Below are 24,217 nucleotides of genomic sequence, written 5' to 3'. Positions count from 1 at the left end.
GCCATGACCGCTGCAACGACTTCCGCAGTACCCGCAGACACCCCCAAGGTGCTGCTCGACGTGAACGGCATCGAGGTGATCTACAACCACGTGATCCTGGTGCTCAAGGGCGTTTCCCTGCAAGTGCCGGAAGGCAAGATCGTGGCCTTGCTGGGCGCCAACGGCGCGGGCAAGACCACCACGTTGCGCGCCATCTCAAACTTGCTCAAGGGCGAGCGCGGCGACGTCACCAAGGGCCACATCCAATACCGCGACCAGCGCATCGAGAAGCTGTCGCCGGCGGAATTGGTCAAGCGCGGTGTGGTGCAGGTGATGGAGGGCCGGCATTGTTTTGCCCACCTGACCATCGAGGAAAATCTGCTGACCGGCGCCTATACGCGCAGCATGAGCCGCGCCGACACCGCGGCGGCGCTGGACCGCGTCTACCAGTATTTTCCGCGCCTGAAGCAGCGCCGCGCCAGCCAATCCGGCTACACCTCGGGCGGCGAACAGCAGATGACCGCGATCGGCCGCGCACTGATGGCCAACCCGAACATGATCTTGCTGGACGAGCCCTCCATGGGCCTGGCGCCGCAGATCGTCGAGGAAATCTTCGAGATCGTGCGCGACCTGAACCAGCGCGAGCGTGTCAGCTTTTTGCTCGCCGAGCAGAACACCAACATTGCGCTGCGCTACGCCGACTACGGCTACATCCTGGAAAACGGCCGCGTGATGATGGACGGCGCGGCGGCCGACCTGGCCCAGAACGAGGACGTGAAGGAGTTCTATCTGGGCATCTCCAGCGGCGAACGCAAGAGTTTCCGCGACAACAAGTTCTACCGCCGGCGCAAGCGCTGGCTGGCGTGATCCCTGGCATACGAGAGGGTGTGATCCCATGTCCCAGTTTTTTGATGTTCTCGAAACCAGAGCGCCCGAGCAACGCGAGCGCGAGCTGATGGCCGCCCTGCCCGGCGCGATCGCGCGGGCCATTGCGCGCGCGCCCGCCATCGCCGAGCAGCTGCGCGGCATCGACCCCGCCGCCATCACGTCGCGCGCGGCCCTCGCGGGCCTGCCGGTGCTGCGCAAGCACGAACTGCTGGAACGCCAGCAGCACAGCCGCGCCGACGCGGCCGCGCCTGCCGGACCGCAGAAAGCCTTCGGTGGCTTCTCCGCCATCGGCTGGGGCGAGGCGATGCGGGTGTTCGCGTCCCCCGGTCCCATCTACGAGCCGGAAAGCGCGCGCAGCGATTACTGGCGCTTCGCCCGGGCTCTGCACGCCGCGGGATTCCGCGCCGGCGAGCTGGCCTACAACTGCTTTTCGTATCACTTCACCCCCGCCGGCTCCATGATGGAAACCGCGGCGCATGCCGTGGGCTGCACCGTGTTTCCCGGCGGCACTGGCCAGACAGAACAGCAAGTGCGCGCGATCCAGGACCTGGCGCCCACCGGCTATACCGGCACGCCCAGCTTCCTCAAGATCATCCTTGAAAAAGCCGACGAGCTGGGCGTGAAGCTGGATTCGCTGCGCCGCGCGCTGGTGTCCGGCGAAGCCTTTCCGCCGTCGCTGCGCGACTGGCTGGCCGCGCGTGGCATCGACGGCTACCAGGCCTACGGCAGCGCCGACCTGGGCATGGTCGCGTTTGAAACCCCGGCCCGTGAAGGCCTGGTTCTGGGCGAGGACATCATTGTCGAAATCGTGCGCCCCGGCACCGGCGAACCCGTGCCGGACGGCGAAGTCGGCGAGGTCGTGGTCACCACCTTGAATCCGGACTATCCGCTGGTGCGCTTCGGCACCGGCGACCTGTCCGCCGTCATGCCCGGTATTTCGCCCTGCGGGCGCACCAACACCCGCATCAAGGGCTGGATGGGGCGCGCGGACCAGACCACCAAGGTGCGCGGCATGTTCGTGCATCCGTCGCAGGTGGCCGACGTGGCGCGCCGCCATCCCGAGATCCTGCGCGCGCGGCTGGTGATCAGCGGCAGCACGGGGTCCGACCGCATGGTGCTCAAAGTGGAATCGCGGGTACGCAGCGAAGAGCTGGGCAAGCGCATCGCCGAATCGGTGCGCGACGTGACCAAGCTGCGCAGCGACGTGGAATGGGTGGATGCGGATGGCCTGCCGAACGACGGCAAGGTCATCGACGATATCCGCACCTACGAGTAAGCGACGCGGGCTCGCGGCCTCATGCGGCCGCGAGCAGCGCCAGCACGCCCTTCACCAGCATCGCCACGGCCACCAGGCCCGCGAACAGCGCAAAGCTCTGCTGCAGGCGGCGCGGGGGAAACCGGTCGGCCACCTTGCGCCCGCCCAGCATGCCCAGCACCGCCGCCGCCGTGAAAGGCGCGGCGATACGCCAGTCCAGATGCCCGCCCGCCGCCGCGGCCACGACGCCGCTGGCGGACACCAGCGCGATCACGGCCAGCGACGTGCCGACGATGGCCTGCATGGTCAGGTCGGTAGCGCGCCGCAGCGCGGGCACGATGACGAAGCCGCCCCCCACGCCCAAGAGGCCGGACAGGAATCCCGCGATCAGCCCCGCACCCGTCAAGGCGCGCGCGCAGGGCGCGGTCCAGCGCAGCCGGCCGGTGCTGGCGTTGAGCTGGCAGGGCGGCGTGCGCGGCGCGGCCTGCGCCGCCGGCTTGTTGCCTTGGTTCCACATGCGCCAAGCCACCATGCCCAGCACGCCGGCGAAGATGATGGCCAGCGGCGCATTGGGCAAACGCCGCGCCGCCCACAGACCCAGCGGCGACACCAGGATGCCGGTAACGGCCATGAAGCCCGCCGCGCGATAGCGCACCTGCCCTTTGCGCAGGCCAAGCACCGCGCCCAGGGCGGCCGACAGCCCCACCGCCAACAGGGCGATGGGCGCGGCCTGCGACACCTGCAGGTGCAGGCCGAAGACCAGCAGAGGCACCGCCATGATGGCGCCGCCCGCGCCGGTCAGCCCGAGTATCAGGCCCACGCACGCCCCCAGCGCCGCGCTGGCGGCCAACACCGTATCGATCATGGAGACGCTCAGTTACCCAGCGGGCGGGCCAGCCATTCGCGGCCCTTGAGCATGCCGTTCCAGTAGATCCAGGGCAGCATCGTGGCCTTGAGGAACCAGGCGCTCTTGCGCGGCACGGTCGGGTCCAGCGGGAAGGTGGGCAGCAGCTTGCCGCCGTAGCCGAACTCGGCCAGCACGATGCGGCCGCGCTCCACCGTCAGCGGGCAGGAGCCGTAGCCGTCGTACTTGACGGGCATGGCGTAGCCCTCGCGCAGCGCCAGCAAGTTTTCGGCCACCGTGACGATCTGCTTGCGCGCGGCCGCGGCGGTCTTGGCATTGCTGGTGCAGATGCCGTCACCCAGTCCGAATACGTTGCCGTGGCGCACGTGCAGCAGCGTGGACGGATCCACTTCGCACCAGCCGGCGGCGTCAGCCAGCGGGCTGTTCTTCAGGAAGTCATGCGGCACCTGCGGCGGCACCGCGTGCAGCATGTCGAAGGACTTTTCCACGCGCGTCACCGCGCCGTCGGCGTCCTTGAGATCGAACCAGGCCTTGCGTGCCGCGCCGTCCACCGCCACCAGCGCCGAGTTGAAGGCCAGCGCGATGCCGTAGCTTTCGACATAGCGCATCAGCGGCGGAACAAACGTGGGGACGCCGAACAGCGCCGCGCCGGCCAGGTCGAACTCCACGTCGATGCGGTCCAGCACGCCGGTGCGCTTCCAGTGGTCGCAGGCCAGGTACATGGCCTTTTGCGGCGCGCCGGCGCATTTGATGGGCATGGCCGGCTGCGTGAACAGCGCCTGCCCGCCCTTCAACCCGCGCACCAGTTCCCAGGTATAGGGCGCCAGGTCGTAGCGGTAGTTGGAACTGACGCCATTCTTGCCCAGCGTGTCGGCCAGGCCCTCGATCTTGTCCCAGGCCAGGCGCAGGCCGGGGCAGACGATCAGCTGCTGGTAGCTCACCGCCCGGCCGTCGGACAGCAGCACGCGGTTGGCCTCGGGTTCGAAGCCAGCCGCGGCCGCCTGCAGCCAGGTGGCGCGCCTGGGCATGACTTCGCGGGTCGGGCGCACGGTCTTGGCGACGTCGAAGGCGCCTCCGCCTACCAGCGTCCAGGCCGGCTGGTAGTAGTGCTTGTCGCTGGGTTCGATCACGCCGATGCGCAGGTCCGGGCGGCGGCGCAGCAGGCTGGCGGTGACGCCTATGCCCGCCGATCCGCCGCCCACCACCACCACATCGAAATCGCGCTGCGCCTCTGCTATCGGCATGCTTGTCTCCTTGCCGGTCTACCGGCTTTTGAATTTTTCCAGGACTGAAAATATTGCCATGCCGGCAACCATGGCGGCCACGAAGATCAGGGCCTCGGACACGCCGGCGGATGCCGCCACCAGCGCCGGCCCCGGGCAGAAGCCGGCCAGCCCCCAGCCCGCGCCAAACGCCAGGCTGCCCGCGGCCAGGCGCAGGTCCACGCGCGTGGCCGTGGGCCAGCGCAGGGGTTCGCCCGACAGGCTGGCGCGGCGGCGGCGCAGGAAAGCGAAGCCCACCGCCGTGACCAGCACGCCGCCGCCCATGACGAAGGCCAGCGACGGGTCCCAGGCGCCGCCGATATCCAGAAAGCCCAGCACCTTGGCCGGGTTGGCCATGCCGGAAATGATCAGGCCCAGCCCGAATACCAGGCCTGACGCGAAAGCGATCAGCGCAACCATGTCAGAGTCCTCCCAGATGGCGCGTGGCATAGACCACGACAAAGCCGGCAGCCATGAACAGGGCGGTGGCGGTCAGCGAGCGGCGCGATCCGCGCGACACGCCGCAGACCCCATGGCCGCTGGTGCAGCCCGAGGCGTAACGGGTGCCGATGCCCACCAGCAGGCCCGCCACGATCAGGCGCGTCGTGCTGGCTTCGACCACGACGGGCGGCAAGGCGCTGCCCAGGCGGTACAGCCATGGCGCGGCGAACAGGCCGATCAGGAAGGCCACGCGCCACATGCCGCCGCGCTCGGGAGGCAGCAGCCCGCCCAGGATGCCGCTGATGCCGGCGATGCGGCCCGCACCCGCCATCAGCAGCACGGCCGCGGCGCCGATGAGCAAGCCGCCCGCGCCGGCGGATACAGGAGTGAAGGAGGTCCAGGCAATGCTCATTTCAGTGACTCCAGTGACTCCATGGTCCGGCCGCAGTACAAACTGGATAAGGTCTTCATCACCTGGCTGACCTCGAAGCTGGCCATCTGGTAATAGACGTACTTGCCCTCGCGCCGGGTCGCGACCAGCCCTTCGTCGCGCAGTACGCCCAGCTGCTGGGACAAGGTGGGCTGGCGGATGCCGGTCAGCGATTCGAGCTCGCTCACATTGCGCTCGTTCTGGACCAGTTGGCACAGCAGCAGCAGGCGGTCTTCATTGGCCAGCGCCTTGAGCAAGGCGCAAGCTTGGGAGGCGGATTCGCGCAGGGCGGCGGCTTCGCACTCGGTCAGGACATGATTCATTTGATGCGCATCAATCTGCTGGGTAGGATTTGATCATTATATTGACTAATATAATATTCAACAATATTATTGAAATACATATATTGTTTCCTGATGCAGCCACTCGCTGCGACGCGAGCGTCCATGTCTCCCCAGATCCAGGCCTTCTTCGACACCGTCACCGCCACCGTCACCTATGTGGTGCATGAGCCCGCGCCAGGCGGCGCCTGCGCCATCATCGACTCGGTGCTGGACTACGATCCCAAGTCCGGCCGCAGCAGCACCGCCAGCGCCGACCGCGTGGCCGACTACGTGCGCCAGCACGGCCTGAAGACGGAATGGCTGCTGGAAACCCATGCCCATGCCGACCACCTGTCGGCCGCGCCCTACCTGCAGCGCCAGCTTGGCGGAGTCATCGCTATCGGCCAAAGCATCCAGACCGTGCAGGGCGTCTTCAAGAAGATCTTCAACCTGGAGCCGGAGTTCCAGCTGGACGGCTCGCAGTTCGGCCATCTGTTCAAGGACGGCGAGACCTTCCGCATCGGCGCGCTGACGGCGCAGGCCATCCACGTGCCCGGCCACACGCCGGCCGACATGGCCTATCTGATCGGCGATGCCGCCTTCGTCGGCGACACGCTGTTCATGCCGGACGTGGGCACGGCGCGCTGCGACTTCCCCGGCGGCGACGCCCATCAGCTCTACCATTCCATCCAGCGCCTGCTGAGCCTGCCCGCCGAAACCCGGCTGTACATGTGCCACGACTACCCGCCCGCCGGGCGCGAAGCCTCCTGGCAGACCACGGTGGCCGAACAGCGCCGCGCCAACATCCACGTGCGCGACGGCATAGGCGAAGACGCATTCGTGGACATGCGCACCCGGCGCGACGCCACGCTCTCCATGCCCACCCTCATCCTGCCCGCCATCCAGGTCAACATCCGCGCCGGCCACTTCCCGCCGGCCGAGGACAACGGCGTGCGCTACCTGAAGATCCCCGTCGACGCGCTCTGACCGCGCCGCGATCCGGGCTTGCGCGCCTGGGGCTTATCCCGCAAGATCGGCTGATCGCAGAATTGCCGATCAGATGGATCCCCCCATGTTTGCAGAAGCCGAAGCCGACCCCAGCCTGTCCAAGGAAGAATTCAAGCCGCTGGAAGCGAAGCTGCGCGTCGCCTTGCTGAACGCGCAATACCAGCGCCTGCAGAACGCGGACAAGACGCTGCTGGTGGTCATCGCCGGCATCGACGGCGCCGGCAAGGGCGCCACCGTCAACCTGCTGAACGAATGGATGGATCCGCGCCATATCAAGACGCTGGCCTACGGACCGCGCGAAGGCCCCGCGCTGGAGCGTCCGCCCTTCTGGCGCTACTGGCACGATCTGCCGCCCAAGGGCAGCACCGGCATCGTCTTCGGTTCCTGGTATACGCCGCTGGTGCTCGAAGCCACGCGCAAGAAGCCTGACCAGAACAGCATAGAAGCCCAGGCCGCCGCGATCCGCCGCTTCGAGGCCATGCTTGCGGCCGAGGGCGTCCAGATCGTCAAGCTCTGGTTCCATCTGTCGGCCCAGGCCCAGAAAGCGCGTGCCGAGCGATTATTGGCCAGCCCTGAAACCTCCTGGCAGGTCAGCCCGGTCGATCTCAAGGTCTACAAGAAATACGACCGCATCCGCAACGCCGGCCAGGTGGTGCTGAACCATACGGACAGCGGCCACGCCCCCTGGGTCGTGATCCCCAGCGCCGACGAGGACATGCGCGCGGCGCGTACGGCCGAAGCGGTGCTGGCTGCCATGCGCCAGCGCGGCGTGCCGCGCATCCCGCCCGCCTTCGTGGCGCATGCCAGCCCCACGCGCATCGTCGACCGCCTGGGCGACCTGGACTACAACGCCAAGACCGAAAAGGACGACTACGAATCCGAACTGGGCCTGCTGCAAGGGCGGCTGGCGCGCGCGGCCCGTTCCAGGAAATTCCAGGAACGCTCGCTGGTGCTGGTGTTCGAGGGCCAGGACGCGGCCGGCAAGGGAGGCGCGATCCGGCGCGTGACGCATGCGCTGGATGCGCGCCAGTTCGACATCACGCCGATCGCCGCGCCCACCACCGAGGAACTGGCCCGGCCCTATCTGTGGCGCTTCTGGCGCCACGTGCCGCGCCATGGACGCATCGCCATTTTCGATCGCTCCTGGTACGGCCGCGTGCTGGTCGAGCGCGTCGAGAAGCTGACCGCGCCGGCCAACTGGCGCCGCGCCTATGCCGAGATCAACGACTTCGAGGGCCAACTGGCCGCCAGCGGCGCGCTGGTGCTGAAGTTCTGGCTGGCGGTCACGCCCGACGTGCAGCTGGAGCGCTTCAAGGAGCGCGAGAATTCGCCCTTCAAGAACTTCAAGATCACGCCCGACGACTGGCGCAACCGCGACAAATGGAAGGACTACGCGGCCGCCACCAACGAAATGCTGACGCGCACCGACGTCGCGCACGCGCCGTGGCATCTGGTTTCGGCCAACGACAAGCGCTACGCTCGATTGCAAGTGCTGCGACACATCGTCGAAGCCATGGAAGATCAACTCTGAATCCCGCCTGGAGGCCGCAAGCCATGAGTACCGCAGAAATCCGTCCCATCGTCGCCGCCGACTTCGAAGCCTGGCTGCCGCTATGGAAGGGCTACCAGGAGTTCTATCGCGTCAACATCGACGACGCGGTCACGCGCAACACCTGGGCGCGCTTCCTGGACCCCGCCGAACCCATGCACGCGGCGCTGGCGTACGAAAGCGGCCGGGCCGTCGGCATGGTGCACTGGATCTTCCACCGCTCCACCTGGACCGCAGGCGACTATTGCTATCTGCAGGACCTGTACGTGGACCCGGACGTGCGCGGCACCGGCGCCGGCCGCAAGCTGATCGAGCACGTGTACGCGCAGGCGGCCGCCGCCAATTGCGCGCGCGTTTACTGGCTGACCCATGAAACCAACGCCACCGCGATTCAGCTCTACGACCGCATCGCCGACCGCTCGGGCTTCATCCAGTACCGCAAGGTGATGCCGTGAGCGCACGCGACCCCAACTGTCCGCTGTGCCAGGAAGACGGCGGCACGCTGCTGTGGCGCGGTCCGCACCTGCGCATCATCGAGGTCGCCGACGCCGATTATCCGGGCTTCACGCGGGTAATCTGGAACGGCCATCTGGCCGAAATGACCAGCCTGTCCACCCACGGCCGCGACCTGCTGATGCGGGCCGTGTACGTGGTGGAAGAAGCCCAGCAATCGGTCCTGGGACCGGACAAGATCAACCTGGCCTCGCTGGGCAACATGGTGCCGCACCTGCACTGGCACGTGATCCCGCGCTGGCGCGGCGACCGCCATTTTCCCGACCCGATCTGGGCGCCGCCGCGCATCGCCGCCGGCGCCGAATCGTTGGAATGGAAAGAGCGCCAGGCGCGCGTGCAGGCGCTGCTGCCGCGCTACCGGGACCGGCTGGTCGAGGCCATGAACGCCCTGCTCTGGCACTGAGCCGCCGCCCGCCTCAGGCGGCGCGCGCAGCCCCCCGCAGTTCCGCCAGCCAGCCGGCGTACGCCTGTTCCACCAGCGCAGCCGCGCGTTCGGCGGAAAATCGGCCCTGGCCCCGGATCAGCTCACGGCCCGCATCACCCATGCGGCGGCGCAGCGCCGGATCGGCCAGCAAACTTTCCAGCGCGCTGGCCAATGCCGCCGGATCGCTCGGCGGCACCAGCAATCCGGTCACACCGGCCTCCATGGTTTCCGGCACCCCGCCCACGTTGGCGCCCACCACCGGCACCCCCATGGCCGCGGCCTCGATGAAAACGGTGCCCAAGGCCTCGCGCCGCGTCGGCAACGCGAACACATCGAAGGCCGTCAGCACATTGCCGATATCGTCGCGGCGGCCGGTGAAATGCACCCGCGGCGCCAGGCCCAGTTGCGCCGCCTGCGCCTGCAGCTGCCCAGCCATGGGCTGGCCTTCGCCCACCAGCACCAGATGGGCATTCGGAAACGTGGCGGCGATGCGATGGAAGGCGTCGATCAGGTCGCAATGGCCCTTGTCCGGTCGCATGACGGCCACGCAACCGACCACCAGCGCGTCCTCGGGCAAGCCGAGTTCGCGCCTGACGCAGACGCCAGGGTGCACCTGCGGCAGCACCACCGGCGAATGGATGGTGGCGACAGCGCCCGGGCGGGCGCCGCCGTCCAGCAATTGCCCGCGCACGTAGCGGCTGACGGCGATGACGCGGTGCGCCAGCCAGGTGTAGGCGTAGAGGGAATTGATGGGCTTGGCCAGATGGCGGGTACGCACGATGAGCGGCGTGCCGGCCAGCCGCGCCGCGATGGCGCCCAGGACGGTGTCGCGCCGGCTGTGCGTATTGACCACGTCGAAACGGCCGCTGCGCAATAACCGGCGCACGAAGGCAACGCAGCGCACGAAATTGAGCGGGCCGTCCATGGGGACGAGATGCACCGTGAAACCGGCCTCGCGCAGACGCCTGCCCAGCTCTGCATCCGGCTGGCAAACCGCTTCCAGATGATGGCCGCGCTCGCGCATGGCGATCATTTCCTTGTAGATGCAGAACTCCTGGCCGCCGAACGAGGTGGCGGCTTCGGTATGCAGGATGCGCAGGCGCGTATCCGTGGCGGCCACGCGCTGGAACGATTCGATGGGATCGCGCATGATCAGGGATGACCGCTATGGGTGGTGTGCGCGTCGCTCCAGCGGCGGCCCTGCGACAACAGGTAGGCCTCCAGGTAGGCGATGTCTTCCTGGTTCAACTCGGCCGCGCCTGCGCTGGCGCGATCGCGCGGGCACTCCGAAGCCTGCATCCGGCCTTCGGACCAGACGCGGGCCGCGCCCGTGCGGGACAGTTCAAAGCGCGCACCCGAGCGGGCCCAGCCCAACAGACGCGCGCTGGGAATCAGTTGACGGGTTTGATAGACACCGTGCGGCGTCGGCGCCGCAGGCACGACCAGTGCGTCGCCGACATCCACCAGACGGCTCGCGGCGCCGGGTTTGCCAGGCGTGTAGGTCAATACCGTAAGAGGGCGTAATGGCATTTGGCTAGCATGAGTCGCCAGGCGGCGTTGCGAGCCACGGACTGGTCGGGATTCGAGGGAAAGGGGTTTGGCCGCCGGACAAGCAACGCCAAATATTCGACGCTGATGAGCTATTTTTTCGAATAATTGAAAGATGTTCGACGAAGTAGAGGAATCCCGAAAGTTGAATTCAGGTAAAATTCAGGAATGAAACGCGCATCTTATCAAAACGTAAGCAAGGGCGGTACTGCATGAGCGCCCCTACCGTCCCTCCCCACAAGCCGGTCTCGTTCCTGCAATCGTTTCTCCGCTCCGAAGCGCTGGGCGGTTATGTCCTGATGCTGGCCGCGCTGGTCGCCCTGGTGGTGGCCAACAGCCCGGCCGCGCCGGCCTATTTCAGCGTGCTGGAGACCAAGCTTGGCTTCCAGGCAGGTCCGGTCGTGCTCAAGGAAACCGTGCTGCACTGGATCAACGACGGCCTGATGGCGGTGTTCTTCCTGTTGGTCGGGCTTGAGATCAAGCGCGAAGTCCTGGACGGCCAGTTGCGCGGCGCCGCCCGCATCGTGCTGCCCGGCATCGCCGCCCTGGGCGGCATGGCGCTGCCCGCGCTGATCTACGTGCTGATCAACTTTGGCAGCCCCGGCACTTTGCGCGGCTGGGCCATTCCGGCCGCGACCGACATCGCCTTTGCGCTGGGCATCCTGGCGCTATTGGGCAGCCGCGTGCCGACCTCGCTGAAGATCTTCCTGACGGCGCTGGCCATCCTGGACGACCTGGGCGCCATCGTCATCATCGCCTTGTTCTATACCGCCGAACTCAACGTGTTCGCGCTGAGCATGGCGGGCGCCCTGCTGGTCTGCCTGTTCTGCCTGAACCGCTCCGGCGTGCTGCGCCTGACGCCGTACCTGCTGATCGGCGCCGTGCTCTGGTACTTCGTCCTGAAGTCCGGCGTGCATGCCACGCTGGCCGGCGTGGCGCTGGCGCTGACCATTCCGCTGCGCCCGCAGAACCAGGGCCATCCGGGCGCGCATTCGCCCCTGCATGCGCTGGAACATGCGCTGCATAAGCCGGTCGCCCTGCTGATCGTGCCGATTTTCGGCTTCGCCAATGCCGGCGTGTCGTTCGCCGGCATGGGCCTGGGCAGCCTGGCGGCGCCCGTGCCCCTGGGCGTGGCGCTGGGCCTGTTCCTGGGCAAGCAGCTGGGCGTGTTCGGCTTTGCCTGGCTGGCCATCAAGAGCGGCATTGCCACCCTGCCGCGCCACGCCAGCTACATGCAGCTGTACGGTGTGTCGCTGCTGTGCGGCATCGGCTTCACCATGAGCCTGTTCATCGGCGCCCTGGCGTTCAGCGACCCGGCCGCCATCGACGCCACCAAGATCGGCGTGCTGACGGGCTCGCTGGCGTCCGCCGTGGTCGGCTTCCTGGTGCTGCGCACCTGCGGCACGCGCGCCGGCGCCGCGGAAAATCCCTGAACGCCGGTTGAGCAGGGACGGCGGGCGCTAAAGTAGCGAGGTCCGCCACCCTTCCCTGGAGCCGCCATGAAACCGTCCGCCATCGCTGTGCAACGCGTCTACGAGGGCTTGGGCCCGGAAGGCAGCTACCGGGCGCTGGTGGACCGCATGTGGCCGCGCGGACTGCGCAAGGCGGACCTGCACCTGGACGAATGGGCCCGCGACATCGCGCCCACCCTGGAACTATGCAAATGGTTCAGCCACATCGAAGACCGCTGGGAAGAATTCCGCCAGCGCTACCAGGCCGAACTGGCGGAACCCGAACAGCAGGCCCGCATGGCTGCCCTGCTGGACGCGGCCGGCGACCGTCCGCTGACCCTGCTCTACGGCGCCCGCAATACTGAACACAACCAGGCCGTGGTGCTGCGCGAGGTCCTGCAGGACTATGTCCGGCATCACCGCAAGCGCAAGGCCTGACGCCCCGCACGTTTTGCTACCCTAGCCCGCTTTTATCGACCGGCGCGCAGCCGCACGCCGACAGTCTGTCTTGAGGAACCCCATGTCTTTCAGCTCCGATGCCTGGGCGCGCAACGCCGCACTCTACGAAACCACGCGCGACATGCCGTTCAACCGCGAACTGGCCAGCGGCCAGCTCGACGAGAACGCATTCAAGCACTACATGATCCAGGACGCGCACTACCTGGTGGCCTTCGGACGCGCGCTGGCCATCGCCTCTGCCAAGGCCGACGATGCTGACGGCGTGGTGCAGTTCGCCGACGCCGCCAAGGGCGCGGTGGTGGCCGAACGCACGCTGCACGCAGGCTTCCTGAAGCAGTTCGGCATCGATGACGCCACCTTCGAAGCGACGCCGCTGACCCCGGCCTGCCACCACTACACCAGCTACCTGATCGCCACCGCCTGGAGCGCGCCGTACCCTGTGGCGCTGGCGGCCCTGCTGCCGTGCTTCTGGATCTACGCCGAGATCGGCCGCGAAATCCATGCGCGCGCGGCCCAACCCAATCCCTATTCGGCCTGGATCGAGGCCTATGCCTGCGAGGACTTCCACGCCCTGGTGCGCCGGGTCATCACCACGGTCGACCGCGTCGCCGAAAAGGCGTCCGCCGAAACGCTGGCGCAGATGCACGCCGCGTATACGCGTGCCGCGCAGCTGGAATGGATGTTCTGGGATTCGGCTTATCGGCAGGATGGGTGGCCGGTTTGAAGCAAGACGGGCCGGCTCACCCCGGCCCGCGGTCCGCGCTATGCCAAAATCCCGCCCATGCCGACCGACAACCGACTGACTCCCCTAGCCCTCTCCGCCCAGACGGCGCAACTGCCAGCCGCCTGGCAGGAGGCTTTTGCCGCCAAGCCTGTGGCCGATGCCCTGGCCGCCGTGACCGCACATGTGGAAAGGCGCCTGAGCGAAGGTGCGACCATTTACCCCGCGACGCCTTTCCGCGCCCTGCACGGCCTGGAGCCGTCGGACGTGCGCGTGGTGATCCTGGGGCAGGATCCCTATCACGGCCCGGGCCAGGCCCAAGGCCTGGCCTTCTCAGTACCCGACGACTGCAAGCGGCCGCCCAGCCTGCGCAACATCTTCAATGAGATCGCCCAGGAGTTTCCGGGCACCCGCGTGCCGGCGGGCAACGATCTGAGCGATTGGGCGGATCAGGGCGTGTTGCTGCTGAACACCGCGCTGACCGTGGAAGACGGCCAGCCCGCTTCGCATGCCAAGCGCGGTTGGGAAACGGTGACGGACGCGTTGATCGCCCTGGTCGCGCGCGACCCGTCGCCCAAGGTTTTCATGCTGTGGGGCGCCCATGCCCAGGCCAAGCGGGCGTTGCTGCCGGACAACAGCGGCCACCTGGTCCTGATGTCCAACCACCCCTCCCCTCTGTCTGCCAGAAGGCCCCCGGTGCCCTTCCTGGGCTGTGGCCATTTCCTGGCCACCAATCAGTGGCTGACCAACCAAGGGAAAAACCCTATTGATTGGGCGCTGGACAAAAAAATAATTCCCATGCAGGGCGAATTCGGGTTATGATCGCCGCACTGCACAAAACGAGTTCGGCATTTACCGCCTTGATTTAGCGGAAGTTTTCGCAGTCTGCCGGGTGACACAGTCCCGGCCCCATGCCGAACTATCATCGATTCCTGACCTCCTTTCCTTTCGCCCTGCGTTCCACTCAGTACACGAGAACGCGCCATGCGCACGGTTGATTCGGTCGGCACGATGCTCCATCAACCGTCGCCTGGATCCGGCCGCCTAATCCCCTGGCCCGACCAAGCACTGCGTCGCATTGATTGCGGCAAGGGAAAGTAATGTCTTTCGAAAACCTGGGTCTTGCGCCCGCTCTGTTGTCGGCCATTCAAGACGCTGGCTTCACCTCCCCCACTCCTGTCCAAGCTTCGGCCATTCCGCAAGCGCTGGCTGGCCACGACCTGATGGTGTCCTCGCAGACGGGTAGCGGCAAGACCGCGGCCTTCATGCTGCCGGCCCTGCACCGCATCGCCCAGATGCCCGCCAACAAGGGCGTCGGCGTGCAAGTGCTGGTGCTGACCCCGACCCGCGAACTGGCCCTGCAAGTCACGGACGCCACCGCCACCTACGGCCGCAAGCTGGCCGACCTGCGCACCGCCACCGTCGTGGGCGGCATGCCTTACGGCGCGCAGCTGAAGGCGCTGTCGCGCCGCGTGGACGTGCTGGTCGCCACCCCGGGCCGCCTGATCGACCACCTGAACTCGGGCCGCGTCAAGCTGAACACCGTGCACACGCTGGTGCTGGACGAAGCCGACCGCATGCTGGACATGGGCTTCATCGAAGATATCGAGACCATCGTCAGCCGCCTGCCGGAAGGCCGCCAGACGCTGCTGTTCTCGGCCACGCTGGACGGCACCGTCGCCAAGCTGGCCTCGCGCATGATGCGCGAGCCGCAGCGCATCGAGATCGCCGGCGCCAAGGAAAAGCACACCAACATCACGCAAAGCCTGCTGTACGCGGACGACGCCAGCCACAAGATGCAGCTGCTGGACCACGTGCTGCGCGACGCCTCGCTGGACCAAGCCATCGTCTTCACGTCGACCAAGCGCGGCGCCGACGATCTGGCCGACCGCCTGGCCGACCAGGGCTTTGCCGCCGCCGCCCTGCACGGCGACATGAACCAGCGCCAACGCACCCGCACGCTGTCGCAACTGCAGCGCGGCCAGCTGCGCATCCTGGTCGCCACCGACGTGGCTGCCCGCGGCATCGACGTGCAAGGCATCAGCCACGCCGTCAACTTCGACCTGCCGATGCAAGCCGAAGACTACGTGCACCGTATCGGCCGTACCGGCCGCGCCGGCCGCAGCGGCCTGGCCTTCACGCTGGCCACGCATTCCGAGCGCCACAAGGTTCGTCGCATCGAGCACTACATTGGCCAATCGATCACCCCTGAAGTGATCGCCGGTCTGGAACCCAAGCGCACCCCGCGTCCCTCGGCTGGCGGCGCCGGCCCGCGCGGCGGCAAGCCGTTCGGCAAGCGTCCCGGCGGCGGCTACCAGGGCAACCGCGAGGGTCGTTCCTTCGGCGGCCCGCGTGGCGAGTTCAAGCCGCGTGAAGGCGGCTATCAAGGCAACCGCGAGGGCGGTCCGCGCGAAGGCGGCTACCAAGGCAATCGCCCGTTCGGCGACCGCCCGGCCCGTTCCTTCAGCGATCGCCCCAGCTTCGGCGACCGTCCGCAGCGTGAAGGCGGCTACCAGGGCAACCGCCCGTTCGGTGACCGTCCCCAGCGCGAAGGCGGCTTCCGCGGCGGCGACCGCGACTCGCGTCCCAGCTTCGGCGACCGTCCCAGCTATGGCGACCGCCCCCAGCGCGATGCCCGCCCGTTCAGCGAGCGCGGCCCGCGTGAAGGCGGTTTCCGTGGCGGCGACCGCGATTCGCGCCCCAGCTACAACGACCGCGCCAGCTTCGGCGACCGCCCGAGCTTTGGCGATCGTCCCAGCTTCGGCGACCGTCCGCAACGTGAAGGCGGCTTCCGCGGCGGCGACCGTCCGGAAGGCGGTTTCCGTAGCAAGCCCTCGTTCGACAAGCGCCCCGGCGGCCCCGCCAAGCGCTTCGGCAAGTCGGCTGACCGCCGCGGCTAATCCGCCCGCTTGAGCCCAACACAAACCCCGCGCCTGTCGCGGGGTTTGTTTTTTGGGAAAATGTCCGCTTGTCCACGCACCGCCCGACCATGCAACGATCCGCCCCCGCCAACCTGCCCGCCCTCTCTCCCGCCGCCCAGGAACACAGCGCTGCCGCAGCGGCGCACCTGCGCGCCACCATCGCCGCCCACGGCGGCTGGCTGTCGTTCGACCACTGGATGGCGCAAGCGCTGTACGCGCCCGGGCTGGGCTATTACGCGGCCGGCAACGTCAAGCTGGCCGACGCCGACGGTGACGTCCGCGCGCCGGCCGGCGACTTCGTCACCGCGCCCCAGCTGACGCCGCTGTTCGCCCGCACACTGGCCCGCCAGGCGGCCCAGGTGCTGCGCCAGACCCAGACCGACGCCGTGCTGGAATTCGGCGCCGGAACCGGCGCCCTGGCCGAAGGCGTGCTACGCGAATTGGACGCGATGGGCCTGGATCAGACCCGCTACCTGATCCTGGAAGTGTCGGCCGACCTGCGCGCCCGCCAGGCTGAACGGCTGGCGGCATTCGGCGAGCGCGTGCAATGGCTGGACGCGCTGCCCCAGCGCTTTGCCGGCTGCGTGCTGGCCAACGAAGTGCTGGACGCGATGCCGGTGTCGATCTTCCGCTGGAGCGAGACCGGCGAAGTGCTGGAACGCGGCGTGGCGGTGGACGCCGCGCAAGGCTTCGTCTGGGAAGACCGGCCCGCGCCGCCGGCGCTGGCCGCCGCCGTCGCCGCCCGCATGCCAGCCCTGCCCGGCTACGTGTCCGAGATCAACCTGCAAGGCGAAGCCTGGATCGCCGCCATGGGCGGCTGGCTGGAGCGCGGCGCGGCGCTGTTGGTGGACTATGGCTTTCCGCGCGGCGAGTACTACCATCCGCAGCGCGCCGGCGGCACGCTCATGTGCCACCTGCGCCACCACGCCCACGGGGATCCATTCACCGCGCCGGGTTTGCAGGACATCACCGCCCATGTCGATTTCACCGCCATGGCGGATGCCGCGCTCGAGGCCGGCCTGCAGGTCCTGGGTTATACCTCGCAGGCCCGCTTCCTGATGAACGCGGGGCTGATGGATCTGTTGGCGCAACTGGACCCGAGCGACGTGCAGCAATACGCGCAGGCCGTGGCGCCCGTGCAGAAACTCCTGTCCGAATCGGAGATGGGCGAACTGTTCAAGGTATTGGCGGTGGGACGCGGCATTGCTGAACCGCTGGCAGGGTTCTCGCGCGGCGACCGGCTAGGCAAGCTGTAAGAACGCGTGGCGGCCCTCATGCATGGCCGCCACGTTTCAAATCGATAGCGGAATCACTGCGCCCGCAGGCGCTCCAGGCGCGCGGCGCGCACCTGCTCCTTGATGCGCGCCGGCTCTCCAGCGCAAGCTTTGGCGATGGCCCCGGCATCCACGCCGCGTACGATCGCCACGCGCGACTGCCAGGCCGCGCGGTCCACGGAACGCAGCACGGCAGCCGTGTCCAGCAAATCCAGAAAACGTTCCGGCTTGCGCAGCGCATCGGCGCGCTCCATCAGCGCCAGTTGCGCATCGGCAGCATCGCCACCCTGTTCCACGGCATCGAGGCCCGCCAGCACCTCCGGCAACAGCCGTGCGTAATCGTTGCATTCGGTAGGCACGCGCAGACGACGGCCCATGGCATCGCGTTCGGGCGTCAGCCGGCACAGCAAGGCATAGCGCCCCGGCAGCGACAGGCCCTGCGAGGCCGCGCGATCCACATCGACCGCAGTCTGTTCCACGCCTTGCAGCTCGGGCATGACGCGGGCCAGCGCGCCGCATTGCTGCAATATGCCCAGCATGCGCGACGGCGCCGCCGCCATCAGGCCGCGCGACAATTCCTTCCAGACCCGTTCGGCCACCAGCGCGTCAGCCTCGCCGGCCTCGACCATGCTGCGGCACAGCGCCAGGGTCTCGGGCGCCACGGAAAAATCGGCAAAGCGCGCCGCGAAGCGGGCCAGCCGCAGGATGCGTACCGGATCCTCTTCGAAGGCCTCGCCAACGTGACGGAAGATGCGGTCGCGCACGTCGGCGGCGCCGCCCAGGGGATCGACCAGCTCGCCGTCCTGCCTCTGCGCGATGGCGTTGACGGTGAGGTCGCGGCGGCGCAGATCCTCTTCCAGCGTGACGTCGGCGCCGGTATAGAACGTGAAGCCCTTGTAGCCACGCCCCGACTTGCGTTCGGTGCGCGCCAGCGCGTATTCCTCTTTGCTGCGCGGATGCAGAAACACGGGGAAGTCGCCGCCGACCGGCACGAAGCCGCGGCGCGCCATGTCCTCGGGCGTGGCGCCGACCACGACCCAGTCGTGGTCGCCCGGCGGCAGGCCGAGCAGTGCATCGCGCACCGCTCCGCCCACGATATAGACCTGCAGGCCGTCCGTGGCCGGATCCCGCGTCATGGGATCGAGGTGCTTTCCGCGCCCAGCGGCACGATGTTGCCCAGGCGTTCCTTCAGGGACTGGGACTGGCCGGTGAACATGGCCGCGTAATACACCGAGTTGGACATCACGTTCTTCACGTAGGTACGCGTCTCGTTGAACGGGATGGTTTCGGCGAAGATCGCGCCTTCCACCGGATGCGTAAAGGTCGAGCGCCAGTTATGCGGACGGCGCGGGCCGGCGTTATAGCCTGCGCTGGCCAGCATCTGCGAACCATTCAGGTCGCGCAGCACCATGTTGAGGTAGTTGGTGCCGAGTTCGGTGTTGGTGTCGAAGTCGTTGACACTGTCGGGCGTGAAATTGCTCATGCCGATCTTGCCCGCGACCCACTTGGCCGTGGCCGGCATCAGCTGCATCAGGCCGGAGGCGCCGACGTGCGAGCGCGCATCCATGATGAAACGCGATTCCTGGCGGATCAGGCCATAGACCCAGGCCGGATCCAGCGCGATGGCGTTGGCTTTGGCGGTGACGCGGCCCTCGAAGGGCGCGATGAAGCGCTGGCTGAAGTCGAACTCTTTTTCCGTGCGGTCGGAGGTGTTGACCACGCGGTCGTAGATGTTTTCGGCACGCGCCAGTTCGGCGGCGGCCATCAGTTGGCGGTCGCTCATGCCGCGCAGCGTGAAGTTCCATTCCGGCACGGCTTCGGCGCGCCAGCCCAGGCGGAACAGCTGGATCGCGCGGCGCAGGCCGGGATTGGCGCGGGCCTCGGTGATTTCCTGATCGCTGAGGGGCGCGGGGCGCGGCGGCACGGTGATGCGGCGGCCCAGTTCCTCGGCGGCCAGTTGGCCGTAGAAGTCGAAGCGGTCGGCAATGCTGGCGTAGGCGGTGGCGGCCTGTTCCTTGTTGCCGCGCGCGGCCTGGCCACGGGCCTTCCAGTAGATCCAGGACGAGTCGGCCTGCTGCGAGGCGGGCATCTGGTCGATGGATTCGATGACCCATTTCCAGTCGATCTTGGGCTGGCGCAAGGCGGCCCGCACCTTCCAGGCGGCGTTGTACTCCGTCATGCGGATGTGGCCGGCCTCGTGGTACCAGTCGTCCGCACGGCTGTCGAGATTCAGCGCGGCGACCAGCGCGTACTGGCCGCGCACCCAGGCCAGGTTCGACTTGGCCATGGACTTGGACCAGTCCCCGGACTTGCCCCATTCGCGGCGCAAGTAGGAGTCGGCCACGCTGACGTCCGAACGCGCCAGGCGCGCCAAGGCGATGGTCACCAGTTCCTTCTCGTTGCGGCCCACTGGCTGACGGCTCTGGCGCGTCAGCCACTTCATGGGATCCTTCATGAGCAGGTCATAGGTTTTCAGGTCGCCCGGCTCGAACATGTACTGCGCGAACTTGCGCGCATCGGCCGTCTTGTTGGCTTCGATGGCGTCGCGCAACTGGGGCTCCAATTGCTCCCAGCCCATGATGCCGTCGGCGACCAATTGGTCGTACAGCGCCCAGCAGGCGCCGCCGGGCGCGAACACGGCCGCGGCCTGCGCCGCCGTGGCGCGCTGCCCGGTCATGTGCTTGGCATCGAGGATGGCGCACTCGATCTGCGCATTGCTGTTCTTCACGGGCGCCAGCTTGCGCACGGTTTCGAAGTCCCCGCTGCGGGCCGCGGCCAGCAGCCAGTCGCCGCGCAGGCGGTCGGCCAGGTAGGCGTCGGAATTGCCGCTGATGAACTTCTGCAGGTCGGCGGTGGGCCGGCCGGTGGCGGGCGGGGTCCACAACTGGTAGCGCAGCAGCCAGTATTCGGGATACATGCCCAGCGGATCCGGCTTGGCCTGCGGCACCAGCGCGCCCAGCACGGACCACTGCTTGCGGTTCATGGCTTCGCGCGCGGCGACCACGGCGGCCAGCGCGGGGGTCTGGGACGTCGGCGGCAGGCCGGCCAGCACCGCGGGCGGCACGGAAATGGCGGGTTGCGCAGCCTGGACGGCTGGCTGAGGTTGGGGCTGGGTGTTGACCGATGCGCTGCGCTGCTGCGCATCCACGGGCGCACAGGCCGCGGTAAACAGCGCCAGCAGCGGCAACCAGCGGCGCAGGCCGGGAGCGGCTTCGGCGGCGGCGGCGGACCCGGATTTCCGCGCGGTTTTCTGATACCGTCCGGGTTGCAGAGTCTGTGTCATGCCCTGTCCCTCATACACTGGCCTTGCCGTACGCCAGCATGCCGGAAATCCACATGTTCGTCCGCATGCGTCCGCACATTCGCCATCATTTGTCCATCCCTCTTACAGCCACCGCATGACTACGCAAAATACTCCAGAGGATACCGCAGTACCGCTACGCGCGCGATTGCGGAAACTGCGCGCCGAACTGCCGGAAGACCAGCGTAGCCGCGGCGGCCTGCTCATGCGCGCGCGGCTGTTCACCTGGCTGAATGTGGCGCGCGACGAAGCCGTGCGCGCGGGCCGTCCCGCGCCCGCCACCGTGGCCGCTTTCTGGCCCATGGCCGACGAGCCCGACCTGCGCCCGCTGCTCGAGCAATGGGTCGAAAACGGCGTGGCCGTGGCGCTGCCCGTGGTGCGCGAACGCAACGCCCCGCTGGCCTTCCTGCCCTGGACGCCGGACGCCGAATTGCGCGCCGGCCCCTATGGCATCCAGGAACCCGTCGCCGGCGCTGAACTGCTGCCCGACGTGGTGCTGGTGCCCACCCTGGGCTACACCGAACAGGGCGATCGCCTGGGCTACGGCGGCGGCTACTACGACCGCACCCTGGCCGCGCTGCGCGACCGCGGCCATCCGTTCATCGCCATCGGCATCGCCTGGAGCTGCGGCGAACTGGACGCCGGCTATGAACCCGCCAGCCACGACTTCCCGCTGGACGCGGTGCTGACCCAGGACGGCTGGGTGCCCCAGGCGCCGCTGGAACAAGGCGGCACCGGCGGCACCACGCTGCACAGCTTCCGCATGAACTGACGCACCAGCTTTGCCCCACCGGTTTGCACCAAAACGGTGCACGGCCTATCATAGAGACTGCCGCCGGGCCTAGCCCAGACCCCGGCCGCAGCACGCGGCGCCCGCGCACTTCCGCGCGCTTTCTTCGGCAGCGCCGCCCCGCCCGTTCCCCTGGCCAGGCATTTCCGCGCCAGCCCCGCTGACCCCGTTCCACCCGCCAGGCCCGGCCAATCCGCGCCCGGCGCCCACGCCATCCCCTGGCCTCAGCCGCCGCGGCGATGGCGCAGCAACGCCCTTCGGAGGATATTGGTCCTCAGGGGCGCCCCCGCGCGTGCCGGCCAGGCTGGCATGCGGGTTGCTTAATCCCTAGCAACCGGCCGGATATCGGCCGGACGGCGGCCGCGCGCAGACCGGCCGCCGGCACTGTACCGGAGGAGCCATGAAGGACAGATCACCCCGTCCCGCCGCCTATGACGAAATGCGCGACAGCGCCGGCGGCATACGCTCCCACTACCAGGCTTTCGAGCGCTGGCATGACGAGCAGTCCGCGCAGGCCATGGCCGCGCGCCGCCTGGAAGCGGACCTGAGTTTCCGCCGGGTCGGCATCACGTTCTCGGTGGCGGGCGACGCGGCCGGCACCGAACGCCTGATCCCCTTCGACCTGATCCCGCGCGTCATTCCCGCCGCCGAATGGCGTCTGCTGGAAGCCGGCCTGAAGCAGCGGGTACGCGCGCTCAACATGTTCATCCACGACATCTATCACGGACACGACATCGTGCGCGCGGACGTGGTGCCCGCCGAGCAGGTGTTCCTGAACGCCCAGTACCGCCCCGAGATGCAGGACGTGGACGTGGCGGAGGACATCTACTGCCACATCGCCGGTGTGGACATCGTGCGCGCCGGCGCGGGCGAGTTCTACGTGCTGGAAGATAATCTGCGGGTGCCATCCGGCGTGTCCTACATGCTGGAGAACCGCAAGATGTCGATGCGGCTGATGCCCGACGCCTTCAGCCGCATCAAGGTGGAGCCAGTGGCGCACTACCCTGACCTGCTGCTGGACAACCTGCGCGAAGTCGCGCCGCACGGCGGCGACGATCCCACCGTGGTGGTGCTGACGCCCGGCATGTACAACTCGGCCTACTTCGAACACGCCTTCCTGGCGCAGCAGATGGGCGTGGAGCTGGTGGAGGGCCAGGACCTGTTCGTCGAACAGAACACCGTCTACATGCGCACCACGCAGGGGCCCCGCAAGGTGGACGTGATCTACCGCCGCCTGGACGACGACTTCCTCGATCCGCTGTCGTTTCGCGCCGATTCCGCACTGGGCGTACCGGGCCTGCTGTCGGTGTACCGCGCCGGCCGCGTCACGCTGGCCAACGCCATCGGCACCGGCATCGCCGACGACAAGTCCACCTATCTGTACGTGCCGGACATGATCCGCTTCTATCTGGGCGAGGAGCCGATACTGTCCAACGTCCCCACCTGGCGCTGCAACCGGCCGGACGAGCTGTCACATGTGCTGGCCCACATGCACGAACTGGTGGTGAAGGAAGTCCACGGCTCCGGCGGCTACGGCATGCTGGTGGGGCCGTCGGCCTCGCGCGCCGAGGTCGAGGCCTTCAAGGACCGCGTGCGCGCCAACCCCGCCAACTACATCGCGCAGCCCACGCTGGCGCTGTCCACCGTGCCGACCTACGTGGAATCGGGCGTGGCGCCGCGCCACGTGGACCTGCGGCCCTACGTGCTGTGCGGCAAGGACATCCGGACCGTGCCGGGCGGCCTGTGCCGGGTGGCGCTGACCGAGGGCTCGCTGGTGGTCAACAGCAGCCAGGGCGGCGGCACCAAGGACACCTGGGTGCTGGAGGAGAACTGAACATGCTGAGCCGAACCGCAGACAATCTGTTCTGGATGTGCCGCTACACCGAACGCGCCGAGAACACCGCCCGCATGCTGGACGTGAACCTGCAGATGTCGCTGTTGCCGCAGGACGCGCAGCGGCGCGAAGGCTCGTGGCTGGCCGTGCTGCGCATCTCCGAGCTGCAAGGCCTGTACCAGAGCAAGTACGCCGCCATCTCGCCGCACGACGTGCTGCAGTACATGGTGCGCGATCCCGAGAACCCCTCGTCCATCTATTCCTGCATGCGCGCCGCCCGCGAGAACGCGCGCGCGGTGCGCGGCAGCCTCACCACCGAGGTCTGGGAAACCTACAACACCACCTGGCTGGAACTGCTCAAGCACCTGCATACGGGCTTGCTGGAGCGCAATCCGGGCGAGTTCTTCGAATGGGTCAAGTTCCGTTCGCACCTGGCGCGCGGCGTCACCATCGGCACCATGCTGGAGGACGAGGCCTTGTACTTCCTGCGTATCGGCATGCACCTGGAACGCGCCGACAACACCGCGCGCATGCTGGACGTGAAGTTCCATGAACGCGGCGCCAACGGCCATGACGGCCGAACTGAGCCCGCCGGCGCGGCCGCGCTGCAGAGCGAGTTCTACCGCTGGTCGGCGCTGCTCAGCTCGGTGTCGGGCCTGGAGATCTACCGCAAGGTGTACCGCGACGTCATCACCCCCGACCGCGTGGCCGAGCTGCTGATCCTGCACGGCGACATGCCGCGCTCGCTGCTGGCCTCGATGCGCGCGGTGGCCGACGACCTGGCGCGCGTTTCCAACCAGCGCTCGACCGAAACCGAAAGGCGCGCCGGCATGCTGTGCGCGGAACTGCAATACGGCCGCGTCGAGGACATCCTGGCCAGCGGCCTGCACCAGTACCTGGAGCACTTCCTCGACCGCATCAACGATCTGGGCAACCGGATCAGCCAGGACTTCCTGGTGCCGCTGTCGGCCTAGGCAGGAG

24 protein-coding genes are annotated in these 24,217 nt (G+C 67.8%); 15 read left to right on the top strand and 9 right to left on the bottom strand.

What is annotated here, in order from left to right; translation table 11 throughout:
- Positions 1–3: 3 nt before the first annotated feature.
- Positions 4–846 carry an ABC transporter ATP-binding protein gene (locus tag ACZ5YA_RS23870; RefSeq protein WP_088143324.1) on the top strand — a complete coding sequence of 281 codons (843 nt, stop codon included), beginning with the start codon at positions 4–6 and terminating at the stop codon, positions 844–846.
- A 28-nt stretch (positions 847–874) separates the two neighbouring features.
- Positions 875–2,143 (top strand): phenylacetate--CoA ligase family protein, encoded by a 1,269-nt coding sequence (locus ACZ5YA_RS23865; protein ID WP_118933243.1) that lies wholly within the window; start codon positions 875–877, stop codon positions 2,141–2,143.
- Positions 2,144–2,162: 19 nt separating this feature from the next.
- On the opposite strand, the gene ACZ5YA_RS23860 is transcribed toward ACZ5YA_RS23865, so the two are convergent.
- From ACZ5YA_RS23860 to ACZ5YA_RS23840, 5 genes are read right to left on the bottom strand one after another with little or no spacing between them, the layout of a single operon-like run.
- Positions 2,163–2,987, bottom strand: coding sequence for a sulfite exporter TauE/SafE family protein (locus ACZ5YA_RS23860; RefSeq protein WP_059374156.1), 825 nt, complete (start codon positions 2,985–2,987; stop codon positions 2,163–2,165).
- An 8-nt stretch (positions 2,988–2,995) separates the two neighbouring features.
- Entirely contained in the window at positions 2,996–4,231 is a 1,236-nt protein-coding gene (locus ACZ5YA_RS23855; protein WP_059374155.1) for an NAD(P)/FAD-dependent oxidoreductase, read from the bottom strand.
- Between the two features lie 18 nt (positions 4,232–4,249).
- Positions 4,250–4,669 carry a DUF6691 family protein gene (locus tag ACZ5YA_RS23850; RefSeq protein WP_059374154.1) on the bottom strand — a complete coding sequence of 140 codons (420 nt, stop codon included), beginning with the start codon at positions 4,667–4,669 and terminating at the stop codon, positions 4,250–4,252.
- A 1-nt stretch (position 4,670) separates the two neighbouring features.
- Entirely contained in the window at positions 4,671–5,102 is a 432-nt protein-coding gene (locus tag ACZ5YA_RS23845) for a YeeE/YedE family protein (protein ID WP_059374153.1), read from the bottom strand.
- Entirely contained in the window at positions 5,099–5,443 is a 345-nt protein-coding gene (locus ACZ5YA_RS23840; RefSeq protein ID WP_059374152.1) for an ArsR/SmtB family transcription factor, read from the bottom strand. Before ACZ5YA_RS23840 ends, ACZ5YA_RS23845 begins: the two co-directional genes overlap by 4 nt.
- Before the next feature lie 123 nt (positions 5,444–5,566).
- On the opposite strand from ACZ5YA_RS23840, the gene ACZ5YA_RS23835 reads away from it, so the two are divergent.
- From ACZ5YA_RS23835 to ACZ5YA_RS23820, 4 genes are all read left to right on the top strand, one after another.
- Positions 5,567–6,430, top strand: coding sequence for an MBL fold metallo-hydrolase (locus ACZ5YA_RS23835; protein WP_280016605.1), 864 nt, complete (start codon positions 5,567–5,569; stop codon positions 6,428–6,430).
- Positions 6,431–6,515: 85 nt separating this feature from the next.
- The gene (gene pap, locus ACZ5YA_RS23830; protein ID WP_059374150.1) at positions 6,516–7,982 is read left to right on the top strand and encodes a polyphosphate:AMP phosphotransferase; all 1,467 of its coding nucleotides are present in this window, start codon (positions 6,516–6,518) and stop codon (positions 7,980–7,982) included.
- A gap of 23 nt (positions 7,983–8,005) precedes the next feature.
- Positions 8,006–8,455, top strand: coding sequence for a GNAT family N-acetyltransferase (locus ACZ5YA_RS23825; RefSeq protein ID WP_059374149.1), 450 nt, complete (start codon positions 8,006–8,008; stop codon positions 8,453–8,455).
- A complete protein-coding gene (locus ACZ5YA_RS23820) occupies positions 8,452–8,916 on the top strand; it encodes an HIT family protein (protein WP_280016606.1) in 465 nt (154 codons plus the stop codon). The genes ACZ5YA_RS23825 and ACZ5YA_RS23820 overlap by 4 nt, the downstream gene beginning before the upstream one ends.
- Before the next feature lie 13 nt (positions 8,917–8,929).
- Here the strand turns inward: ACZ5YA_RS23820 and ACZ5YA_RS23815 are convergent, their stop codons facing one another.
- Complete coding sequence (locus ACZ5YA_RS23815) at positions 8,930–10,087, bottom strand: glycosyltransferase (RefSeq protein ID WP_059374147.1); 1,158 nt, start codon at positions 10,085–10,087, stop codon at positions 8,930–8,932.
- Between the two features lie 2 nt (positions 10,088–10,089).
- Positions 10,090–10,467: a hydrogenase gene (locus tag ACZ5YA_RS23810; protein WP_251878242.1), complete on the bottom strand. Its 378-nt coding sequence runs from the start codon at positions 10,465–10,467 to the stop codon at positions 10,090–10,092.
- A 230-nt stretch (positions 10,468–10,697) separates the two neighbouring features.
- Here ACZ5YA_RS23810 and nhaA point away from each other — a divergent pair, with 230 nt between their 5' ends.
- The 6 genes from nhaA to ACZ5YA_RS23780 all read left to right on the top strand — a co-directional run bounded on the left by nhaA (position 10,698) and on the right by ACZ5YA_RS23780 (position 17,293).
- Positions 10,698–11,918, top strand: coding sequence for a Na+/H+ antiporter NhaA (nhaA, locus tag ACZ5YA_RS23805; RefSeq protein WP_059374145.1), 1,221 nt, complete (start codon positions 10,698–10,700; stop codon positions 11,916–11,918).
- Between the two features lie 66 nt (positions 11,919–11,984).
- Positions 11,985–12,374, top strand: a complete 390-nt coding sequence (locus ACZ5YA_RS23800; protein WP_118933249.1) for a DUF488 domain-containing protein — start codon at positions 11,985–11,987, stop codon at positions 12,372–12,374.
- A gap of 82 nt (positions 12,375–12,456) precedes the next feature.
- On the top strand, positions 12,457–13,119 hold the full coding sequence (tenA, locus tag ACZ5YA_RS23795) for a thiaminase II (RefSeq protein WP_118933250.1): 663 nt from the start codon (positions 12,457–12,459) through the stop codon (positions 13,117–13,119).
- Positions 13,120–13,176: 57 nt separating this feature from the next.
- Complete coding sequence (locus tag ACZ5YA_RS23790) at positions 13,177–13,938, top strand: uracil-DNA glycosylase (RefSeq protein ID WP_464091321.1); 762 nt, start codon at positions 13,177–13,179, stop codon at positions 13,936–13,938.
- Positions 13,939–14,216: 278 nt separating this feature from the next.
- Positions 14,217–16,016, top strand: coding sequence for a DEAD/DEAH box helicase (locus tag ACZ5YA_RS23785; protein ID WP_464091320.1), 1,800 nt, complete (start codon positions 14,217–14,219; stop codon positions 16,014–16,016).
- A gap of 89 nt (positions 16,017–16,105) precedes the next feature.
- A complete protein-coding gene (locus tag ACZ5YA_RS23780; protein WP_464091319.1) occupies positions 16,106–17,293 on the top strand; it encodes a class I SAM-dependent methyltransferase in 1,188 nt (395 codons plus the stop codon).
- Positions 17,294–17,346: 53 nt separating this feature from the next.
- Here the strand turns inward: ACZ5YA_RS23780 and ACZ5YA_RS23775 are convergent, their stop codons facing one another.
- Entirely contained in the window at positions 17,347–18,447 is a 1,101-nt protein-coding gene (locus ACZ5YA_RS23775) for a CCA tRNA nucleotidyltransferase (protein WP_251878245.1), read from the bottom strand.
- Positions 18,444–20,594 carry a lytic transglycosylase domain-containing protein gene (locus ACZ5YA_RS23770; RefSeq protein WP_059374139.1) on the bottom strand — a complete coding sequence of 717 codons (2,151 nt, stop codon included), beginning with the start codon at positions 20,592–20,594 and terminating at the stop codon, positions 18,444–18,446. Before ACZ5YA_RS23770 ends, ACZ5YA_RS23775 begins: the two co-directional genes overlap by 4 nt.
- 115 nt (positions 20,595–20,709) lie before the next feature.
- Here ACZ5YA_RS23770 and ACZ5YA_RS23765 point away from each other — a divergent pair, with 115 nt between their 5' ends.
- The 3 genes from ACZ5YA_RS23765 (at position 20,710) to ACZ5YA_RS23755 (ending at position 24,210) form a co-directional block, all read left to right on the top strand.
- Positions 20,710–21,384, top strand: a complete 675-nt coding sequence (locus tag ACZ5YA_RS23765) for a 5-formyltetrahydrofolate cyclo-ligase (protein ID WP_059374138.1) — start codon at positions 20,710–20,712, stop codon at positions 21,382–21,384.
- A gap of 418 nt (positions 21,385–21,802) precedes the next feature.
- Positions 21,803–23,236: a circularly permuted type 2 ATP-grasp protein gene (locus ACZ5YA_RS23760; RefSeq protein ID WP_464091318.1), complete on the top strand. Its 1,434-nt coding sequence runs from the start codon at positions 21,803–21,805 to the stop codon at positions 23,234–23,236.
- 2 nt (positions 23,237–23,238) lie between these two features.
- Positions 23,239–24,210 carry an alpha-E domain-containing protein gene (locus tag ACZ5YA_RS23755; RefSeq protein WP_059374137.1) on the top strand — a complete coding sequence of 324 codons (972 nt, stop codon included), beginning with the start codon at positions 23,239–23,241 and terminating at the stop codon, positions 24,208–24,210.
- Positions 24,211–24,217 lie beyond the last annotated feature (7 nt).

Source organism: Achromobacter sp. JCM 18799, assembly GCF_055395645.1.
This window is presented reverse-complemented; position numbering and strand designations above follow the sequence as displayed.

Coding starts and splice junctions, on each gene's coding strand:
- tenA (WP_118933250.1), top strand. CDS start 12,457: ATGTCTTTCAGCTCCGATGCCTGGGCGCGCAACGCCGCACTCTACGAA.
- ACZ5YA_RS23765 (WP_059374138.1), top strand. CDS start 20,710: ATGACTACGCAAAATACTCCAGAGGATACCGCAGTACCGCTACGCGCG.
- ACZ5YA_RS23855 (WP_059374155.1), bottom strand. CDS start 4,231: ATGCCGATAGCAGAGGCGCAGCGCGATTTCGATGTGGTGGTGGTGGGC.
- ACZ5YA_RS23840 (WP_059374152.1), bottom strand. CDS start 5,443: ATGAATCATGTCCTGACCGAGTGCGAAGCCGCCGCCCTGCGCGAATCC.
- ACZ5YA_RS23755 (WP_059374137.1), top strand. CDS start 23,239: ATGCTGAGCCGAACCGCAGACAATCTGTTCTGGATGTGCCGCTACACC.
- ACZ5YA_RS23845 (WP_059374153.1), bottom strand. CDS start 5,102: ATGAGCATTGCCTGGACCTCCTTCACTCCTGTATCCGCCGGCGCGGGC.
- nhaA (WP_059374145.1), top strand. CDS start 10,698: ATGAGCGCCCCTACCGTCCCTCCCCACAAGCCGGTCTCGTTCCTGCAA.
- ACZ5YA_RS23770 (WP_059374139.1), bottom strand. CDS start 20,594: ATGACACAGACTCTGCAACCCGGACGGTATCAGAAAACCGCGCGGAAA.
- ACZ5YA_RS23800 (WP_118933249.1), top strand. CDS start 11,985: ATGAAACCGTCCGCCATCGCTGTGCAACGCGTCTACGAGGGCTTGGGC.
- ACZ5YA_RS23780 (WP_464091319.1), top strand. CDS start 16,106: ATGCAACGATCCGCCCCCGCCAACCTGCCCGCCCTCTCTCCCGCCGCC.
- ACZ5YA_RS23815 (WP_059374147.1), bottom strand. CDS start 10,087: ATGCGCGATCCCATCGAATCGTTCCAGCGCGTGGCCGCCACGGATACG.
- ACZ5YA_RS23825 (WP_059374149.1), top strand. CDS start 8,006: ATGAGTACCGCAGAAATCCGTCCCATCGTCGCCGCCGACTTCGAAGCC.
- ACZ5YA_RS23810 (WP_251878242.1), bottom strand. CDS start 10,467: ATGCCATTACGCCCTCTTACGGTATTGACCTACACGCCTGGCAAACCC.
- ACZ5YA_RS23865 (WP_118933243.1), top strand. CDS start 875: ATGTCCCAGTTTTTTGATGTTCTCGAAACCAGAGCGCCCGAGCAACGC.
- ACZ5YA_RS23860 (WP_059374156.1), bottom strand. CDS start 2,987: ATGATCGATACGGTGTTGGCCGCCAGCGCGGCGCTGGGGGCGTGCGTG.
- ACZ5YA_RS23785 (WP_464091320.1), top strand. CDS start 14,217: ATGTCTTTCGAAAACCTGGGTCTTGCGCCCGCTCTGTTGTCGGCCATT.
- ACZ5YA_RS23870 (WP_088143324.1), top strand. CDS start 4: ATGACCGCTGCAACGACTTCCGCAGTACCCGCAGACACCCCCAAGGTG.
- ACZ5YA_RS23775 (WP_251878245.1), bottom strand. CDS start 18,447: ATGACGCGGGATCCGGCCACGGACGGCCTGCAGGTCTATATCGTGGGC.
- pap (WP_059374150.1), top strand. CDS start 6,516: ATGTTTGCAGAAGCCGAAGCCGACCCCAGCCTGTCCAAGGAAGAATTC.
- ACZ5YA_RS23790 (WP_464091321.1), top strand. CDS start 13,177: ATGCCGACCGACAACCGACTGACTCCCCTAGCCCTCTCCGCCCAGACG.
- ACZ5YA_RS23835 (WP_280016605.1), top strand. CDS start 5,567: ATGTCTCCCCAGATCCAGGCCTTCTTCGACACCGTCACCGCCACCGTC.
- ACZ5YA_RS23760 (WP_464091318.1), top strand. CDS start 21,803: ATGAAGGACAGATCACCCCGTCCCGCCGCCTATGACGAAATGCGCGAC.
- ACZ5YA_RS23850 (WP_059374154.1), bottom strand. CDS start 4,669: ATGGTTGCGCTGATCGCTTTCGCGTCAGGCCTGGTATTCGGGCTGGGC.